Origin of the sequence: Lonepinella koalarum, from assembly GCF_004565475.1 — a bacterium.
In the GTDB taxonomy this organism is placed as follows: domain Bacteria; phylum Pseudomonadota; class Gammaproteobacteria; order Enterobacterales; family Pasteurellaceae; genus Lonepinella; species Lonepinella koalarum.
The window spans coordinates 208,486-227,556 of record NZ_SRHX01000001.1 but is presented as its reverse complement, the minus strand read 5'-3'; the positions used below and the strand labels follow the sequence as shown (position 1 = coordinate 227,556).

The 19,071-nt window shown below is 38.4% G+C and carries 20 protein-coding genes; 5 read left to right on the top strand and 15 right to left on the bottom strand.

Translation table 11 applies throughout. The features are described 5' to 3' along the window. Window positions 1-9: 9 nt before the first annotated feature. Window positions 10-582, top strand: a complete 573-nt coding sequence (locus E0709_RS01140; RefSeq protein ID WP_132299715.1) for an NADPH-dependent F420 reductase — start codon at window positions 10-12, stop codon at window positions 580-582. A 102-nt stretch (window positions 583-684) separates the two neighbouring features. Here E0709_RS01140 and fghA read toward each other — a convergent pair whose 3' ends face one another. The 4 genes from fghA to E0709_RS01115 form a co-directional block, all read right to left on the bottom strand. Continuing rightward, window positions 685-1,515 (bottom strand): S-formylglutathione hydrolase, encoded by an 831-nt coding sequence (fghA, locus tag E0709_RS01135; protein WP_132299713.1) that lies wholly within the window; start codon window positions 1,513-1,515, stop codon window positions 685-687. 9 nt (window positions 1,516-1,524) lie between these two features. Continuing rightward, window positions 1,525-2,646 (bottom strand): S-(hydroxymethyl)glutathione dehydrogenase/class III alcohol dehydrogenase, encoded by a 1,122-nt coding sequence (locus E0709_RS01130; RefSeq protein ID WP_132299711.1) that lies wholly within the window; start codon window positions 2,644-2,646, stop codon window positions 1,525-1,527. Between the two features lie 478 nt (window positions 2,647-3,124). Continuing rightward, window positions 3,125-3,688: a TetR/AcrR family transcriptional regulator gene (locus tag E0709_RS01120; RefSeq protein WP_132299709.1), complete on the bottom strand. Its 564-nt coding sequence runs from the start codon at window positions 3,686-3,688 to the stop codon at window positions 3,125-3,127. 18 nt (window positions 3,689-3,706) lie between these two features. Beyond that, window positions 3,707-4,264 (bottom strand): RBBP9/YdeN family alpha/beta hydrolase, encoded by a 558-nt coding sequence (locus E0709_RS01115; protein ID WP_132299707.1) that lies wholly within the window; start codon window positions 4,262-4,264, stop codon window positions 3,707-3,709. A gap of 128 nt (window positions 4,265-4,392) precedes the next feature. Here E0709_RS01115 and E0709_RS01110 point away from each other — a divergent pair, with 128 nt between their 5' ends. Continuing rightward, window positions 4,393-5,904: a sodium-dependent transporter gene (locus E0709_RS01110; RefSeq protein WP_132299705.1), complete on the top strand. Its 1,512-nt coding sequence runs from the start codon at window positions 4,393-4,395 to the stop codon at window positions 5,902-5,904. A gap of 1 nt (window position 5,905) precedes the next feature. After that, complete coding sequence (locus tag E0709_RS01105; protein ID WP_132299703.1) at window positions 5,906-5,998, top strand: methionine/alanine import family NSS transporter small subunit; 93 nt, start codon at window positions 5,906-5,908, stop codon at window positions 5,996-5,998. Window positions 5,999-6,116: 118 nt separating this feature from the next. Here the strand turns inward: E0709_RS01105 and E0709_RS01100 are convergent, their stop codons facing one another. Then, entirely contained in the window at window positions 6,117-7,166 is a 1,050-nt protein-coding gene (locus E0709_RS01100; protein ID WP_132299701.1) for an NAD(P)-dependent alcohol dehydrogenase, read from the bottom strand. Between the two features lie 657 nt (window positions 7,167-7,823). Here E0709_RS01100 and E0709_RS01095 point away from each other — a divergent pair. After that, a complete protein-coding gene (locus E0709_RS01095) occupies window positions 7,824-8,084 on the top strand; it encodes a hypothetical protein (RefSeq protein ID WP_132299699.1) in 261 nt (86 codons plus the stop codon). 238 nt (window positions 8,085-8,322) lie between these two features. Here E0709_RS01095 and E0709_RS01090 read toward each other — a convergent pair whose 3' ends face one another. The 6 genes from E0709_RS01090 to E0709_RS01065 form a co-directional block, all read right to left on the bottom strand. Beyond that, the gene (locus E0709_RS01090) at window positions 8,323-9,669 is read right to left on the bottom strand and encodes a CapA family protein (RefSeq protein WP_132299697.1); all 1,347 of its coding nucleotides are present in this window, start codon (window positions 9,667-9,669) and stop codon (window positions 8,323-8,325) included. Between the two features lie 23 nt (window positions 9,670-9,692). Then, window positions 9,693-10,430 carry an amino acid ABC transporter ATP-binding protein gene (locus E0709_RS01085; protein WP_132300272.1) on the bottom strand — a complete coding sequence of 246 codons (738 nt, stop codon included), beginning with the start codon at window positions 10,428-10,430 and terminating at the stop codon, window positions 9,693-9,695. After that, window positions 10,408-11,145 (bottom strand): amino acid ABC transporter permease, encoded by a 738-nt coding sequence (locus E0709_RS01080; RefSeq protein ID WP_132299695.1) that lies wholly within the window; start codon window positions 11,143-11,145, stop codon window positions 10,408-10,410. Before E0709_RS01080 ends, E0709_RS01085 begins: the two co-directional genes overlap by 23 nt. Window positions 11,146-11,220: 75 nt before the next feature. Next, window positions 11,221-12,042 carry a transporter substrate-binding domain-containing protein gene (locus E0709_RS01075; RefSeq protein WP_132299693.1) on the bottom strand — a complete coding sequence of 274 codons (822 nt, stop codon included), beginning with the start codon at window positions 12,040-12,042 and terminating at the stop codon, window positions 11,221-11,223. 196 nt (window positions 12,043-12,238) lie between these two features. Continuing rightward, window positions 12,239-12,499 carry a hypothetical protein gene (locus tag E0709_RS01070; protein WP_132299699.1) on the bottom strand — a complete coding sequence of 87 codons (261 nt, stop codon included), beginning with the start codon at window positions 12,497-12,499 and terminating at the stop codon, window positions 12,239-12,241. Window positions 12,500-12,930: 431 nt separating this feature from the next. Continuing rightward, window positions 12,931-13,818 carry a dienelactone hydrolase family protein gene (locus E0709_RS01065; protein WP_132299689.1) on the bottom strand — a complete coding sequence of 296 codons (888 nt, stop codon included), beginning with the start codon at window positions 13,816-13,818 and terminating at the stop codon, window positions 12,931-12,933. 242 nt (window positions 13,819-14,060) lie between these two features. On the opposite strand from E0709_RS01065, the gene nfsB reads away from it, so the two are divergent. Then, window positions 14,061-14,711, top strand: coding sequence for an oxygen-insensitive NAD(P)H nitroreductase (gene nfsB, locus E0709_RS01060; RefSeq protein ID WP_132299687.1), 651 nt, complete (start codon window positions 14,061-14,063; stop codon window positions 14,709-14,711). A 158-nt stretch (window positions 14,712-14,869) separates the two neighbouring features. On the opposite strand, the gene E0709_RS01055 is transcribed toward nfsB, so the two are convergent. From E0709_RS01055 to E0709_RS01040, 4 genes are all read right to left on the bottom strand, one after another. Next, entirely contained in the window at window positions 14,870-15,874 is a 1,005-nt protein-coding gene (locus E0709_RS01055) for an LLM class flavin-dependent oxidoreductase (RefSeq protein ID WP_132299685.1), read from the bottom strand. 107 nt (window positions 15,875-15,981) lie between these two features. Beyond that, entirely contained in the window at window positions 15,982-16,410 is a 429-nt protein-coding gene (locus E0709_RS01050; protein WP_132299683.1) for an organic hydroperoxide resistance protein, read from the bottom strand. Window positions 16,411-17,036: 626 nt separating this feature from the next. Then, on the bottom strand, window positions 17,037-17,909 hold the full coding sequence (locus tag E0709_RS01045) for an NAD(P)H-binding protein (RefSeq protein ID WP_279387411.1): 873 nt from the start codon (window positions 17,907-17,909) through the stop codon (window positions 17,037-17,039). A 121-nt stretch (window positions 17,910-18,030) separates the two neighbouring features. Further along, on the bottom strand, window positions 18,031-18,975 hold the full coding sequence (locus E0709_RS01040; RefSeq protein WP_132299679.1) for an alpha/beta hydrolase: 945 nt from the start codon (window positions 18,973-18,975) through the stop codon (window positions 18,031-18,033). Window positions 18,976-19,071 lie beyond the last annotated feature (96 nt).

Below are 19,071 nucleotides of genomic sequence, written 5' to 3'. Positions count from 1 at the left end.
GAGCAAAAAATGGCAAAAATTAGTATTTTCGGCGGACGTGGCATGATTGGTTCACAAATCGCCAAACTCTTTGCACGTTGTGGCAACGAGATTGATATTATCGGACGGGACTATGATGGGCATGAACTCGGCAACATCGTGGTATTAGCGGTGAAATTCCCTGATCTTGCCCCGTTAGTAGAAACCCACGGCAAACATTTTGCTGGCAAAATCGTGATTGATATTACCAACCCAATTAGCTTTGCTAATCTTGATGAATTGCTGGTACCACAAGGCACATCCAATGCAGAAATTTTGGCGGGGAAATTACTACAAAGCCAAGTAGTAAAAGGGTTTAATATCAACTTTTCTGACTCTTTGGCAACTTGCCAAGTAAAAGGCAATCCAGCCAGTTTACTCTTTGCAAGTGACAGTCAAGAGGCTAAACAAGCCATTTTTGCGGCGTTAGCAAACAGTGGTGCCAAATTAGTGGATGCAGGTAAATTACAACGTGCTAGATTGTTAGAAAGTGCGGGGCTGTTATTGATTAATTTAGCTGTCAGTGGGCAAATCCAGCGTGATGGTGGTTTAGTCATTATTTAATCGTTTGTAACTAAATGCACCGCACTTTGGGGCAGGTTATTCTTTGCCCTAAAAAATTAAGCACATATTTGATAAAAAAGCCAGTGCAAGCTGGCTTAAATTCTATTTCAAATATTGAGCATGAAACGCAATATGCTCACCAATAAAACTACTTACAAAATAGTAACTATGATCGTAGCCTGCGTGCATAAAATATGCTAAAAAGAAACCTTTTTGTTCGGCAATCTCAATAAATTTCTCAGGTTGTAGTTCCACAGGGTAGAAGTCATCGCTCAAGCCTTGGTCAATACGAATTGGAATAGCATGGCTGACTTGGCGTAATAATTCTGTGCTGTCGTAATTTGCCCATTCCTTAGGATTTTCACCTAAATATGCATGAAATGCTGTTTGCCCCCAAGGAGTTTGGCTTGGATTTACAATCGGTGCAAACGCGGACACACTGCGATAACGCTCAGGATTTTTCAAGGCAATTTGCAATGCCCCGTGTCCTCCCATACTATGCCCTGCAATACTTTTCATGTTGTTTACTGGAAAATGCTGCTCAATCAGGACTGGCAATTCGTTCACGACATAATCATACATTTGATAATGACTCGCCCAAGGTTCACTGGTTGCATTCACATAAAAGCCTGCTCCTTGCCCTAAATTATAGCGTTCATCATTTGCTACGTTTTCGCCACGCGGTGAAGTATCGGGCATCACTAAGGCAACACTGTGTTTTGCAGCATAGCGTTGTGCGCCTGCTTTGGTGGCGAAATTTTCATCGGTACAAGTTAAACCCGACAACCAATACAATACCGGCACTTTTTCACCAACTAAGGCTTGTGGTGGCAAATAAATCGCAAACACCATTTCGCATTGATTGGCTTTTGAAAAATGGCGATAACGGCGATGACTACCGCCAAAACAACGATTTTCGCTAATCAATTCCATGATGTTTCCTTAAAAATGAATCACTGTGCGAATGGATTTGCCTTCGTGCATTAAATCAAAGGCTTTATTGATATCTTCCAGTGGCATGGTGTGGGTAATAAAATCGCTCAACTTAAACTCACCTTGTTGATAGCGACTGATTAACCCCGGTAATTCACTGCGGCCTTTAAAACCACCAAATGCCGAACCACGCCATACACGCCCAGTAACCAATTGGAATGGACGCGTACGAATTTCCGCCCCCGCTGGTGCCACGCCGATAATCACGCTTTCGCCCCAACCTTTATGGCAGCATTCCAGTGCCGAACGCATTAAATCCACATTGCCGACACATTCAAAGGAATAATCCACACCACCATCGGTCATTTCAATAATCACCTCTTGAATAGGTTTATCAAAATCATTGGGATTGATGCAATCGGTAGCCCCCGATTCTTTGGCTTTGGCAAATTTTTCAGGGTTAATATCAATGGCTATAATTCGTCCTGCTTTAGACATACGTGCCCCGATAATAGCGGCCAAGCCAATACCCCCTAAACCGAAAATCGCTACCGTATCGCCCTCTTTCACCTTTACCGTTTTAGTCACTGCCCCAATACCAGTGGTTACACCACAGCCAAGTAAGCACACTTCATTGAGTGGTGCATCTTCTTGAATTTTAGCCAACGAATATTGCGAAACCACTGTGTATTCCGAGAAAGTCGATGTACCCATATAGTGGAAAATCGGCTGACCATCTTTGAAAAAGCGTACTGTGCCGTCTGGCATTAGGCCCTTGCCCTGCGTTTCACGTACAGCTGAACATAAATTGGTTTTACCTGACTTGCAGAATTTGCACTGACCACATTCGGCGGTATAAAGAGGAATAACATGATCACCTACCTTAAAATCCGTTACACCTTCGCCCACCGCTTGCACAATGCCAGCACCTTCGTGACCAAGCACACACGGAAACACACCTTCCGAATCTTTGCCTGATAAAGTGTAAGCATCTGTATGGCACACGCCTGTCGCCACTAATTTCACTAGCACTTCACCTATTTGCGGAGGCATTAAATCAAGTTCTTCAATTACTAAAGGTTGGTTTGGAGCGTAGGCAACCGCCGCACGGGTTTTAATAAAATTAGTCATGTTATTTCCCTTATTAATGAATAAAAATGTGCTCATCTTTTGAACCCAAAGTTCAAGCTACCCTTGTGAGAAAATTTCTTCATCGGTTAAGCGTTATTTTGACCATCAGGCATTGAAATCAGCGTTGGTACGATCGCTAAAGACCTCCCCACCATGAGAGAGTCCTTTTTTACTCTCATGCCGAATTATTTATCAAATTTTGCCATATTCATCCCTTCAATCGCTTAACTCCCTTTCCCCTATATATCGTTGTAATAATAAATGAGCATTGCTGCCTACGCAATACAAATCTAATTTATCTTCTAGTCGGAGTGCACGAAGTGCCAGCTAAAAATATCTAATTTATTGAATTTCCTAAATAAAAATTTTAATCATACTTGAAACTTTTGAAAGTATTTGATGTAATAGCACTAAAAAAAGATAAGGGAAAATTTGTAAATGGGGCAGATCCGTTATTTATGCCAAAGTGCGGTGTTTTTTACCCTTTTTTCTCGCTTGCAATATCTAGTGTATTCTGCCATAAGGTCATAATTTTTTTCGCATTCGGTTTTTCATCTTTTTCAAAGAAAAAGCGGATAGCGGTTAAAAATGAATGGGCAAATAACAGTGATTGCAATGGTAAATCTTGTTCACTCACACTTTTTCCTTGGGCTAATTGGATAAAAGATTGTTGAAACATTTTCACCATATCATCAAACAGATGATGGCGTGGGGTATACACTTTCCATAAGGCTAATAAAAGATGACGAAGTTCGTACCATTTAGGCATCGCGATTTCAAAAAAATGTTCTAAATTCTCTGCTTGTTGGCGTTGTTCAATTAATTGTTTTATCTCGGTTTTTAAATCCAAAATCATCTGCCCCACAAGATCATCTTTGCCTGAATAATAGGTGTAAAAGGTAGAACGATTCACCATAGCAGCATCTAAAATATCTTGTACGTTGATATCGTGATAGCTTTTTTGGTTAAGCAACTCTATTAAACCTTGGCGAATAAGTTTATGGCTGCGAATAATTCTTAAGTCGGTTTTAGATGCTGTCATGAGTTTATTCCTATCCTATTAATGATGTATCATTTTCAACACTTCATCATACAGCAAAGGTAATTCCGTCACCCCTTGTCTATCTAGAAAATGTTGATAACCAGAAACTTCAATATAATTCGCTCGCAGATTTTGAGCTAAATGGCGAGTAAATTGTACATTTACTACATCATCATCGTCCGATGCAATCACCACACGTTGCGGAATTTGATCAATAAGTGCGGTGAAATCTAAGCGAGTTTCATTAAACCCATCCAATTCAGGCAAATTCGGCAATTTTTCCGCAAAACCAGACACTAAAATCACCCCGCCAATTTTTATTTTTGCTTGTTGTAAAAAACGTAAGGTCGCAATACAACCTAAACTATGCCCGATAAAATAACTATTTTGATCGAGTTGGTGAATATTTTTTTGATGAAATGTTAACCATTCCTGTGGATCGGGTTGACTAGAATTTGGCATATCAAAAATTTGTGTAACAATTTTTTGATTTTCTAACCGCACTTTTAACCAAGCAAACCAATGTTTTTGTGAATTCGCAGTATAACCATGAGTAATATAAATATTATCTAGCATAAAACACCTACTTTTAAGATTAGATTTATTGTTTTTTCAAATTTTTATCTATTTTTTATTGACTAAACAGCATTTTCGTTTATATTTTCGGATCTACTGTTTAATTCACATTATTACAAGGGGGTAGAATGAGTCATTCTACACGTGAAACTTTTTCTGGACGCAGAGCGTTCATTCTTGCTGCCATTGGTTCAGCGGTTGGTTTGGGAAACATTTGGCGTTTTCCTTACACAACCTATGAAAATGGAGGCGGTGCATTTATTATACCTTATTTGATCGCATTATTAACCGCAGGTATTCCATTATTATTTTTAGACTATGCTATCGGGCATCGTCATCGTGGTGGTGCCCCATTGTCTTATCGTCGTTTCAGCAAACATTTTGAAACGTTCGGTTGGTGGCAAGTGATGGTCAATGTGATTATTGGTATTTACTATGCGGTAGTGCTTGGCTGGGCGGCAACCTATACCTACTTTTCTTTCACCAAAGCATGGGGGGATAAACCCGTTGATTTCTTCGTGGGTGAATTCTTAAAAATGGGCGATATTGCTCAAGGCGTTAGCTTTGAATTTGTTGGCATGGTCGTTGGTCCATTAATTGCCGTTTGGATTATTGCCCTAGCAGTTTTAGCCTTAGGTGTACAAAAAGGGATCGCTAAAAGTTCTTCTATTTTAATGCCATTACTAGTGGTTATGTTCCTTATTTTGGTGATTTCATCTTTATTCCTACCGGGTGCTGCCAAAGGGTTGGATGCGTTATTTACGCCAGATTGGTCAAAACTCTCTGATCCAAGCGTATGGATTGCTGCTTACGGACAAATCTTCTTCTCATTATCTATCTGTTTCGGGATTATGATCACCTACGCCTCTTACTTGAAAAAAGATTCTGATTTAACCGGTTCAGGTTTAGTGGTAGGTTTTGCTAACTCTAGTTTTGAAGTATTAGCCGGGATCGGAGTCTTTGCTGCACTTGGTTTTATGGCAACCGCGGGTGGTCAGGAAGTGAGTGAAGTAGCAAAAGGTGGTATCGGTTTAGCTTTCTTTGCATTCCCAACTATTATTAATGAAGCACCATTTGGTCAAGTGCTTGGCGTGTTATTCTTTGGTTCACTGACCTTTGCTGCATTAACCTCGTTTATTTCGGTGATTGAGGTCATTATTTCCGCTGTACAAGATAAACTTCGTATTCGCCGCTCTAAAGTTACTTTCTTAGTAGGCTTACCTATGATGGTGGTTTCAGTATTCTTATTTGGTACAACAACAGGTTTACCAATGCTTGATGTAATGGATAAATTCGTCAACTACTTTGGTATTGTTGCAGTGGCATTTGTGTCATTAATTGCGATTGTAGCTAACGAGAAACTAAGTGTATTAGGTAATCATTTAAATGAAACCTCATCATTCAAAGTGGGTTTTGTATGGCGTTTATGTATCGTTATCACGACAGGTATTTTAGCCTTTATGTTATTAAGTGAAGGTGCCAAAGTATTTAGTGAGGGTTATGAAGGCTATCCAAGCTGGTTTGTCAATACCTTTGGTTGGGGAATGGCAATTGCCTTAGTTGTCGTTTCTATTTTACTCTCTCGCTTAAAATGGAAAGATGAAGTTTTAGCAGAACACCGCGTAGAAAAAGGGGAATAAGATGAGTACCAGTGCCATTATTATGATGATTGTCGCCCTAGGCATTATTTGGGGTGGACTGTTAGTTTCGCTTTATATTTTACCAAAAGACTAAAGCGTAAATATTAGCGGAAAAGCACCGCACTTGGCAAAATGATCTGCGTCTTATTCAGTTAGTATTCATCTAACTTTCAGATAGCAGATCAAAAAGTGCGGTTGTTTTTTCCAAGAATTTATAATGTATTTGCAATATCAATCACAAAGCGGTATTTCACATCGCTTTTTAGCATACGCTCATAAGCCGTATTGATGTCTGCCATATTAATCATTTCTACGTCCGACACGATATTATGCTTACCACAGAAATCCAATAATTCTTGGGTTTCAGCAATCCCACCAATAGCAGAACCTGCAATAGATCGTCTTCCAAGCACCAAAGGTACCGTAGAAAAGTCAGGGTGTTTTCCAATCAACCCGACAAAAACCAAGGTACCATCAATGGCTAAGGTTGGCATATAAGGACTAACATCATGGCTATATGGCACCGTATCAATAATTAAATCAAACTGATTATAAACCGATTTCATTTGTGCTTCATCAGTAGAAACAATAATTTGGCTTGCCCCTAAACGCAAAGCATCTTGTGATTTGGCGGGTGAACGAGTGAATAATGTCACTTCTGCACCCAATGCTTTAGCGAGTTTAATTGCCATGTGTCCTAAACCACCCAAACCTACAACAGCCACTTTTGAGCCTTTACCCACGTTCCAATGACGCAATGGCGACCAAGTAGTAATCCCAGCACATAATACTGGCGGCACAGCTTTTGTATCTAAATTTTCAGGCACGCTTAACACGAACGCATCACTCACTACAATTTCTTTAGAATAGCCGCCGTAAGTTGGTGTATGATCGTGGCGATCTACGTCGCCATAAGTTTGCGTTGAACCCTGTTCGCAATACTGTTCTAAATCATGTTGGCAATGATAACAACTACGGCAAGAATCCACCAAACAACCTACACCAACTAAGTCACCCACTTTGAATTTAGTCACCGCCGAACCAACGGCTTTTACACGCCCTACAATTTCATGCCCCGGCACAACAGGAAATTGCGACACGCCCCAATCGTTACGAGCCATATGTAAATCGGAATGGCACACACCAGTGTAAAGAATATCAATTTGCACATCGTCCGTACGCAAAGCACGGCGTGGTACATTAAAGGGAACAAGTGGCGTATCCGCAGACATAGCTGCGAAACCTTTTACGATATAAGTCATTTTACTTTCCTTTTGTTTAAATAATAATCGTATTATAACGCTAGAATAGCAATAATGGTTAACCTAAATTAATATAAATTTTGCCTAATTCTATAAGTACTATCAAAATTAAGACTAAAATTCACCATAGTTTTGCACGATTAGACTGCAATGATTTTGATACACAATTTGATTCTAAACATCCTATTCGTTTATTAACAGAAAGCAAGTCGATGAGTGGCGAAAAACGCCAAGTGCACGAGGTTCACCAGTTTAAAAATACCAAGAAAGGAAAGAAAGTGAAGTTAAATATTATATTCCCAATAGCGTTTCCAGCCGAACTAATTGACATTTAGCCCAGAGGCAGATCGCCTCTTTTTTAACCAATTCAAAAAAACACTAAAAAACTGATCGACCAATAGATATATTCATTACCTAATATCCATATGTAAATATTGTTTAAAACATACATTAGGAAAAAACATTAACATATTCAATCAACTAGATAAACCCCAAGATCCACGTCGTTATAACCAAAAACACCATTTTTTAGACATTATTTTTTAGTGGTAAGTGCTGTCATCTCTGGTACGAGTGGTTGGGCAGATATAAAAATGTTTGGCGAGACGCATTTTGATTGGTTGCGAAAACATCGTAAATTTGAATATTGGGATTCCTGTGGATGATACCGTTGCACGAATTATTAAAAAAGTTGACTCGAAATGGATGAATGATGTTTTTATAAATCTAATCAATGAGATAAGAGAATTTAATGGGCGAGAGTTGATTGCTATTGATGGCAAAACATTGTGTCATAGTTTTGAAAAAGATGTGATGAGTGCCTTTCATAGTGTGACGGTTTGGAATCTCAAGGGCTTGTGTTGTCGCAAAAACGCTCAACTGGTAATAAAAATGAGCAAGCGACAGTATTGGAAATGAAAAAGAAGAAAAAATATATTATATCAGCAAATTAGGTGATGATGCGAGAGAGTTTGCGAGGTAATCTGAAAATGGCAAGTTGGCCAAATGATTTCCGTGAGAAGTTGTTGGTTCGACTGGTGTTTAAATAATGTACAAGATGTGCGGTAGCCATGATGAAATTATCTGTTCGTACACAAAATACTACCCTTGGAAGCAGTATATAAGGCACAAACGTAGAAGCCATTTCCAACCTAACTCAAACAGGCGGGTTGTTGTTATCAAACACGGGGTGAATATACCCATCATTCTCATCATATACCAGTTTTGTATTATAATGTAGACTATATTTTGTTAAATTTTGTGCAATCTCATGGCCTATGGTATGTGATACCGTTTTAGGAATACCACGATCTAGTGTTCGAGAAGCATTAAGTTGCAAATCTATGGGTAAAAGAGACCAAGTTAATTGACCATTTTCAAAATCTAGTTGTAAAAGACAATTTTCAGAAAAACGTCTTTCAGCATTAAATCCGATGAAATTACCATGAATATCCTTAGCTCTACGAGTATGCAGTTCTGAAGGTCGACTATTGGGGGAAAATCCATAAGATTCATACATTTCTGGCGTTATAATAGATTCTCCTGCTTCAAATTCCATGAATATAGAACCTAAATTATAAAAAATAGGGCTATTTTTATATACTTCAATTCCCCGTAAAAAATGTGCTCCATGCATAACAACAACATTAGCACCATTATCAATTGCACGATGAGCAATATCTTCAATAAATTCTGGAACGTATGGACTATACCAATTTTCGTTTACCCCCTCGTGAGTATGTAAACTAAATATGGTTAAATCTGCACGTTTTGACGCATCCTGAATACTCTTTAAAATTTCTTCAGCGTCTTTCTCATGAACACTTGTTTTAACACCTGAAATGACACCACGTTCAATGTCTAAAGCACCTTCAAATAAAGAACCAAATTTAAAATTATCTTTTCCTTGTGGGGCATATGTTTCTACTTTCAATCCATCATCCATACTTATGCGAGTACCAAGAACTCGATCAATTTTCTCAAGCTCATCAAATAATGGTGATTCTAATACATAAGTTCTTTTCCAACGTAAAGGATTTGAACCTGGACGAGCTACCACCCCTGCACCAGCATCACTGGCAGCAAAAACTTCAGAACGTGTACTTCCTGCAGCAACGATTCCAACTCTTCCGTCAATAGTATCTAAAAATTTAGCAAGTCTCGCTTCCCCTAAACTTCTCCCCACCCCACAAGGAATAAGTTTTCTCTCTACTGCCGACTCAATCGTGTCTACAACACCTTGCCAACCATAATCGCCGGTATGATTATTAACAAATCCAACCATTAATAAGTTCAAATCTACAAACTCATCCAATGTTTGTGCTTGAACAGAGGTGATATAACCACGACCTGCCGCCGGCGGTGTATCATATTTAGGCGTGCAAAATTCAGCATTTACAAAACAGCCATCAGCTTCTTTAAGCAATTTAATTAATTTTGGTTCGAGTCTTTTAGCTAGATTCCTACTAGAAAAAAGGGCATCACCACAAACTATAAAGCGCATCTTATTTTCCTTTTAACCATATTTTATGAAGCTTTCATATGTCGTAAAAATTGATGAGTGAGGACTTTTTTAGGTGAAGTAAAGAACTCCTTTGTTCTCTCTATTTCAACAATATTGCCCGCTGCAAAAAAAGCCACTTTATCCGATACTTCTTGGGCAAAATTCATTTCATGTGTTACGACAATCATCGTTCTACCTTGTTCCGCAATAGAACGAATAATATCTAAAATGCCACCAACCATTTCAGGATCAAGCGCACTTGTTGGTTCATCAAATAACATAACTTTAGGATTGATAGCTAGTGCTCGAGCAATTCCTACTCGTTGTTGCTGCCCACCAGATAATTGATGGGGGTAATAATTTATTCTATCTAGTAACCCAACTCTTTCTAACTCAGCTATTGCTATATCTCTAGCTTCATGTTTAGATTTTTTTTGCACAATAATTAATGCTTCCATAACATTTTCAAGTGCTGTACGATGACGAAAAAGATTATATGATTGAAATACCATAGCCGTTTTCTTACAAAGATTGACAATTTCTTTATCATTTACTTTTTCTACATCAATAGTTAAATCATCAATGGTAATACTCCCACTATCTGCTTTTTCTAAAAAATTTATTGTGCGTAAAAAAGTAGATTTACCTGAACCTGAAGCACCAATAATAGATACCACTTCCCCAGTGTCTACGCTTAAATTTACGCCATGTAATACTTGGTTTTCCCCAAAGGATTTTTTAATATTTGATAATCTGATCATTTGCATTTATCTCTTTTTTAAGAAAATTAAATCGGTGTTCTAATTTATGAATCAAAAATTCAATTACAATACATATTAACCAATAAAGCAAAGCCAAACCAATGTAAGCTTCAAAGAAACGCATACTATTACCAGAAACGGCTTTAGCTCTCCCCATCATATCCATAACACCAATTGTAAAAGCAAGAGAAGTGGATTTTATCAAACTAATTATAATATTGCCTAGATTAGGAATTGCCACAATCATAGCTTGTGGTAAGATTATTCTTCTCATAATTTGGCTTTTGGTCATTCCAATTGAATGCGCTGCTTCAATGTCTTTTTTATCTACTGATAGGATAGCAGATCTAATAGTCTCAGCAAGATATGCCGCTTCATTAAGTGAAAATGCCACATAAACAAAAATAATACTGGGGATTCGATTAATATTAAAATGTGTACCCCAATATAAATTAATCATGTTAAGTAAAATTGGAATACCATAGTAAGATAGAAATATTTGCACTAACAGTGGAGTACCTCTCATGAAAGAGATATAAGTCACTGAAAAAGAATAAAGAATAGGAATTTTATTTATCCGTATTAGTGCTAAAATAAACCCACCTAAAAGACCTAAAATTGTAGCTATAACTGCTATCTCCAGTGTAATTGGAATACTGGGAATAATTTGTTTAATTGCATTAATAATTTCACTTGGCTTGAAGAGATTTTCCATAAACAGTCCATTTCAAATAATGAAAAGCATTACACTATACTAACAAAGGTTAGAATAACCACAATATTGGTATATTTATTGGGGAACATAATCATTCCCAAAATATTTCACACTTAATGATGATAATGTGCCATCTTTTTTAATATCAACTAAAGCTGAATTAAATTCACTCTCTAAATCTTGAGAAGATTTGTTAAATAAAAACCAAGCTTCAGGAATTTCAATTTCGTCCGCATTTGGAATAGAATAAATATTAAATTCATAACCATATTCCTTTTGCACATTGATAACATAAGTTTGATTATATACACTGGCATCATAACGACCATTATGAAGATCAACGAGTATTGAGCTTGCATCCGCATCAGTATATTGAATATCAATTTGATTATTCGGATTTTTTTCATTGTAACTTTGCATAAAAAGAGCATTTGCACGTCCTGCACCTGCAGGAACTCTTTTACCACCAAGATCATCAATGGAACGAATATCTTGGTTATGTTTTGCGGTAATCAGAACAATTTTATTTTTAAAATATGGCTGACGACTAAATAAATATTTTTCTTCTCTTTCTGGTTTTTTAGAAATATTCCCCACAATAACATCATAACGACGACTATCAAGACCAGCAAACATTGATTCAAATTCCGTTATCTGATAATCCACATCATAACCTAGCCGATGTGCTATTTCATTGACCATTTCAATTTCATACCCAGTCAATTCTCCCGCTTCATTAAGATAATTATAAGGTTTAGTTTTTGCATTGACTGCAACAATTATTTTTTTATTTTTGACTTCATTATCAGCAGACTTATTATCACAACCAAATAAAAATGTCATTGCTGTTAAAATAATTAGAAAAAAATAAGATATTTTTTTAATTAAATACTTCATATTTATAATCCTTATACGTTATATGGTTATTTATAAATTCCATTTGTAGATTTCAATTCTCTTTGGAATGTAATGCAGTTTATAATAACCATCCGCTATTTATAAAGAAATAATAATTTTATCTTATGCGTTAATGGAATAAAACTCTCTCTCATCATCACCTAATTTGCTGATATAATATATTTTTTCTTCTTTTTCATTTCCAATACTGTCGCTTGCTCATTTTTATTACCAGTTGAGCGTTTTTGCGACAACACAAGCCCTTGAGATTCCAAACCGTCACACTATGAAAGGCACTCATCACATCTTTTTCAAAACTATGACACAATGTTTTGCCATCAATAGCAATCAACTCTCGCCCATTAAATTCTCTTATCTCATTGATTAGATTTATAAAAACATCATTCATCCATTTCGAGTCAACTTTTTTAATAATTCGTGCAACGGTATCATCCACAGGAATCCCAATATTCAAATTTACGATGTTTTCGCAACCAATCAAAATGCGTCTCGCCAAACATTTTTATATCTGCCCAACCACTCGTACCAGAGATGACAGCACTTACCACTAAAAAATAATGTCTAAAAAATGGTGTTTTTGGTTATAACGACGTGGATCTTGGAGTTTATCTAGTTGATTGAATATGTTAATGTTTTTTCCTAATGTATGTTTTAAACAATATTTACATATGGATATTAGGTAATGAATATATCTATTGGTCGATCAGTTTTTTAGTGTTTTTTTGAAAAGAGGCAATCTACCCCTGACATTTAACCATTGAGTTTAAAAGCTGGATTACGTAGGTTTATGAACATGCTCTGGTAAATAGATCATATGACCGTACTTCTTAAAAAGTGCGGTCATTTTTTCACCGTTTTTTTTCAAACTTAACGCAGATGTTCACCCAAAAACGCTAAGGTACGTTGCCACGATAATTCCGCTGCTGCTTTGTCAAAACGTGGAGTAGAATCATTATGAAAGCCATGGTTAGTGCCTGCATAATGATACGCCAGATAGCGTTTATTGTGTTGCTGTAAGGCTTGTTCATAATCTGACCAGCCACTGTTTACGCCGTCGTCATGCTCGGCAAAATGCAACAGCAAAGGAGCATTAATCTGTGGCACCACTTCTAATGGTGCTTGACGACCATAATACGGCACGGCAGCAGCTAAGTTAGGCACTTCGGCAGCCGCCATATTGGACACCCAACCTCCAAAACAAAAACCAACGATACCTACTTTACCGTTGCTTTGCGGGTGTTGCTGTAAATAAGTAATAGCGGCAAGAAAATCTCTCAACATTTCATCACGGTCTCGGCTGGCTTGCATTTCCCTACCCTTGTCATCATCGCCCGGATAACCTCCCAATGGTGATAAGGCATCGGGAGCAAGGGTAATAAACCCTGCCAGAGCAGCACGTCTCCCCACATCAGCGATATAAGGATTTAACCCACGGTTTTCGTGCACGACCACAACCGCACCCAACTTACCCTGAATATTACTAGGCATTGCCAATTGTGCCGAAATCTTGCCACCACCTTGCGGTGAATCGTATTGGATGGTTTGTACTTTTAGGCGATTGTCGCTCTCTGGCACTTGGATCGCCATGGCATAATTGGGTAACAGAAAGTTGATAAGATTGGCTACAGTTAAGCCACCTACTGCATATACCGACAATTTATTTAAAAATTCACGCTTTGTCATACGACTGTGGGCGTAGTCGTTGTAGAGTTTGAAAATTTCGGGGTTGAGTTGATCTTTATTAATGTTATTCATAAATGCTCCTTATCGAATGAAACTGACTTTACTATAACAAAGTTAGTATAGCGTTGACAAATCCATAACGTACAAGAATTTACCAAAGTTGCAGAGTTGCAATGGCAGGGTTGGCAAGTATAATTTACAAATTGACTAAAAAATGACCATATATTTACAAATAATGGTAGAAATAGGCAGATACAATCCCTTAAATACACTATAATAGACAACCATTTATTTTTAATGATAGGAAACATTTTATGAATACTTCAGTTTTTACCGCACAACGTTATTCAACCAAAGCCTTTGATGCCAGCCGTAAAATCTCGGCAGGAGACTGGGAGAATATTCAAGATGCGTTACGTCAAAGCCCGTCAAGCGTGAATATTCAACCGTGGCATTTTGTGATAGGCAGTGATGATGCAGGCAAAGCACGCATCGCTAAAGCCTTCACTAACTACCCTTTCAACACCAACAAAGTGTTAGATGCATCGCACGTTGTGGTGTTTGCTAGCCGTGTTCACGCATCTGATGAGTTTTTAAACGCCATTTTAGAGCAAGAAGATAAAGACGGTCGCTATGCCAAAGTGGAAGATAAACAAACAGGCGACAACGTCCGCCGTTTATTTTTAGGCATTCACCGCAACGATTTAAAAGATGAACAAGAATGGTTCGCCCGTCAAACCTATTTAAATTTAGGTTTCACCTTAATGACCGCTGCGGCGTTAGGTATTGACAGCGTACCGATGGAAGGTGTGGATTTGGCTGCTTTAGATACAGAATTTGGCTTAACAGAAAAAGGCTATCAAGCCGTTGCTGTGGTATCTTTCGGCTACCGTGCAGCAGATGATTTTAATGCTAAATTGCCAAAATCACGTTTGGCTGATGACGTAATTTTCACGCAAGCCTAATTTGCAAAAAGCACGAAAAAATGGCCGCACATTGAAAAATAGGCGGTCTTTTATTTGCCTAATTTTCTAAAAGAAAAGTGCGGTCAAATTTCTCATTATTTCGCAAATTGCATTTTATTTGTATTTTTTGGGCGGATACACAGGTACCGTCCCTACATTTACAATGTTTTCACCACTTCCGCCAGCATTTCATAACTGCGATGTTGTAACTTCTCATCAAAAATATAACTCACCGCCATTAACTCATCAAATTCCACTTGCTTGCGGAAATTCTGCAACTGCTGTTTGACGCTATTAGGGCTACCGATAAAGGAACAGGAAGTCATGGATTTGACCGCTTGTTGTTCTTGCCCTATAAATGGCGATTGATGGGCCTGCCAAAAGTCTTGCTCAGATGCAAAAGGTGGTTGCAATTGTTGCATATTGCCTGACACAATACCGTAAAATAGCTTGGTTTGACTGGTCGCTAAACTTTCCGCTTTTTGGTCGGTCTCTGCTACAATGGCATTCGCCCCCACAATCACATAAGGTTTAGCAAGCACCACTGATGGCTTGAACTCACGGCGATAAATCTCTACTGCCATTTCTAAAAAACGTGGTGCAAAGTGTGAAGCAAAGGCATACGGTAAACCAAGTTCCGCGGCTAAATAAGCAGATTCAGGGCTGGATCCTAAAATAATTATCGGCACATCTTGCCCGATTGCCATATAGGCCTTCACGCTATCATTGCGACTTTCTTCACTAAAATAACGGCGAAGTTCGGCTATATCTTGAGCAAAATCAGGGTTAATATTGCCTCGTCTTAACGCAGCGGCAGTTCGCATATCTGTGCCCGGCGCACGTCCTAAACCAATTTCGACTCGATTAGGATAAAGCTGGCTTAAGGTGCCATATTGCTCAGCCACCTGTAATGGGCTGTGATTAGGCAACATCACGCCTCCCGCTCCCACAATAATATTCTGAGTATTTGCCAACGTATGCTGAATCAGTAATTGAGTAGAACTGCTCGCCATATTTGGCATATTATGGTGTTCTGCAATCCAATAACGGCGAAAGTTCAACCTTTCCGCCAGTTGAGCAAGACGAGTCATGGCATCAACAGATTGCACAAAATTTTGCCCTTGGCGTAAGGGAACGAGATTTAATATTGAAAGATTAAGCATAGGTGTCTCCTCATTCGATTGGATTTAGAACATAAAAGTGCGGTGTAATTTGTTAATATTTTACCATTAACAAAACCACACCGTTTGCTTAACTTGTAGATATTTCATTAGAGATCGAAAGATTGAATCAAATTCACATGTAAACGCGTTTCTACATTGCCACGAATAGCATTAGAATAAGGACAAACTTGGTGCGTGCGTTCAATAAGTTCCCGAGCTTGTTGTTCGTTAATACCTCCCACTTCAATGGTAATATCAATATCTAGTGAGAATGTGCCATCCGGTTTTTGACCAATGCCTACGCCCACTTTGCTTTTTGCTGATGTCGGTTTGATGCCTAATTGTCCAGATACTAAATTCATCGCACTGTCAAAGCAAGCAGCATAACCCATAGCAAAAAGCTGTTCAGGATTTACGCCTGTTTTATCTTTGTCTTGGAATGACACCAAATCAAAACCAAGTGAACCATCATCTAATTGTGTATGACCTGAACGACCGCCAACTGCTGTGGCACTGGTGCTGTAAAAAATTTTCATAATGTTGCTCCGATGATTAAAGGGTATGTTACCCATTGATGTGAATATTCTATTCCGCTTTGGAATGGGTATATTATAGAGAGTATAGAGAATTTACGTTAGCCTGTTTCACTAGTGTTTTTGCCTAATCCTACAATTTTCTCCGCAAAAAACCACACAACCACGCCATGCTCCCCCAACTTCTTCTTTTACAAAATCTAAAGCTAACAATAAAAACCGCACTCTCCAACCAAGAGCTATGCACAGCATGCAGCACATTTTCGGCATAATATAAAATAAATATCAGTAAATAAGCGATTAAGGTAAACTACTGCCTTGTTGTTGCCATTGACCATTAGGTTTTTTGTGTTTTTTCAAGCTGCCTGAAAAAACTTACTCAGTCATTTTAATGCCAATGTACCAATGCCACCCCAGCTATCAACAATTATCCACTACTGACCAGTAAGGTTTACCCTTTTAAGGTAGCAATCAAGGCAAAGCCAAAACCTGTACCGTGCTACACCCACGCCCAATGATAAAAAGGAATATCAAAAGTCATGGTAACCTCAGTATTAAACTAATTTCTCAAGCTACGAATCCATTTGATACAGTTAAATCATACCAATGGTTGCTTAAAAATTTCATTGCTACGCCTGTTCTAGGATTGCTTTTTTTGCCAACTGCTTTTGTAGATATTCTTCAAATGTCGTGGCTTTTTTACCTGTAATCCATTGCAGTACATTCGGATTGCCTGCGATACCAAAAGTACCATAAGTATAGGAAACGGCTCTTAACGCATCTTGGGTATAAGTATCAGTAACGTGGATTTGTTTAATAAAATCTTCAATACCCACTTCAATACAAGGAATATTTTTACCAGTCAATTTATTATAAATATCCGTTTTTTCCTGTGAGCTAAGATAGCTTGAACCTGATAATTCATAGGTTGCATTTTGGTGTATGTCTTGGGTTAGCACGCAATATGCCGCGTCTGCCACATCATCAACATCAACCACTGCCAATTTGGTGTTTTTATTGTAAAAACAGTGATATGCTCCCAGTTTTTCCACTAAATCAATATCAAAATTATGACAATAATGTTGTGGTTGCAAAATCGTGTAATTGAGATTGTCTGTCAGCCCTTTATAAACCAAATATTCTTCCGCTTTTAATTTGGCGGTGTGTTGTAATAAGGTACTCATGTTTGGGTGCATAGCACTCATCATGACAAATTTTTTAACCTTAGCAACAACCGCTTGATCAATCACCACTTTCGCACTATGAGTTTCATTATGTAAGCCTGATGTGGGAATATACAATACGCTTTCAATGCCTTGCAGTGCAGCAGCGACATCTTTTGGATTGTTAATATCGCCCACAACCGCTTCATCAACGTCATAAAGTTTAACTAAATCGTGAACTTTTTCATTCACGTCCATTGCTCGGATTTTTAAACCTTTATTTTTAAGGTTTTGAACAATTTGTTTGCCAACTTTGCCGTTGGCACAGGTTACTAAAATTATTTTATTATTCCTCTTAAATTGAATATATAGATTAGTGGTAGTAAGTAGAGAACCACATATTTGCCTAATCCGACAAAGTGCGGGCTTTTTTGGTGTATTTTTTCAGGCAGCGTATCCCTTACCTTGCCAACATCTCATTAATCGCACGAGTGCGAGCTTCCATATAGCGCAGTGTCGGCTCGGCTGTTGGGTTTAACGCGTCAAAAGCGTGAATACAACCGTTTAACATCAACAAATCAGTCGGCACGCCAGCTTGAATAAGACGGTTAGCATAATCTATATCTTCGTTTACAAACAAATCTAGGCTGCCTACTATCATAAAAGTTTTTGGTAATCCAGTTAAGTTTTTGGCAAGGCTAGGCGAAAAATAGCCGAGTTGTTGTTCGTCAAGTTCTTGTCCGCCACGCAAGGTATCCCAACCCAAACGGTTCAGTTCGTGCGTCCACAAAAATTCGCCCACATATTCTTGATGATAGGGTGAATTTTCCGTGCCACTGCGACAGTCCAACATCGGATAAATCAACACCTGCCCAACAGGGTGAAACTCGCCTTTGTCACGAACCAATAATGCCAACCGTGCCGTCAAGCCACCTCCTGCACTCTCGCCCATTAAAATCAGCTTATCTGTATCCAAACCGAACTCAGCAGCCTGCTGATGAATATACGCCAAACCGTGATATGCGTCATTTAAATCGGCAGGAAATGGGGCTTGTGGGGCAAGGCGATATTCCACGCTCACTACTGCTGCTTTATGGCATTCTGCCAAATCAGTAAACATATCGGCATACATCATTGCATTGCCTGCCAAATAACCGCCACCGTGGCAGTAATAAATCACAGGCAGTTTGCCTCTGGCGTTTTTAGGCTTATATACACATAAATCCACCGCAGGTTGCGAGCCTTGTGCTGGGGCTTGCCAACGTTCATCGCAATGAGCTTCGCCTAAACTGGAAAACATTTCTTCCAAGCCAGCCAAGCCCTTGGTTTCGACCAAGTTGTTGATCTCGTGAATAGGGGCAAGGTAATCGGGGTGAACAAGGTGTAGGCTTTTGTATTGCTGCATAATAAATTCCTATTGATGTACTTTGTTTGGGATTTTATAAATAATCAATGCAACGCTAGTTTAACAAAAATTTCTTTCCGTTTCGCCATAGACTGG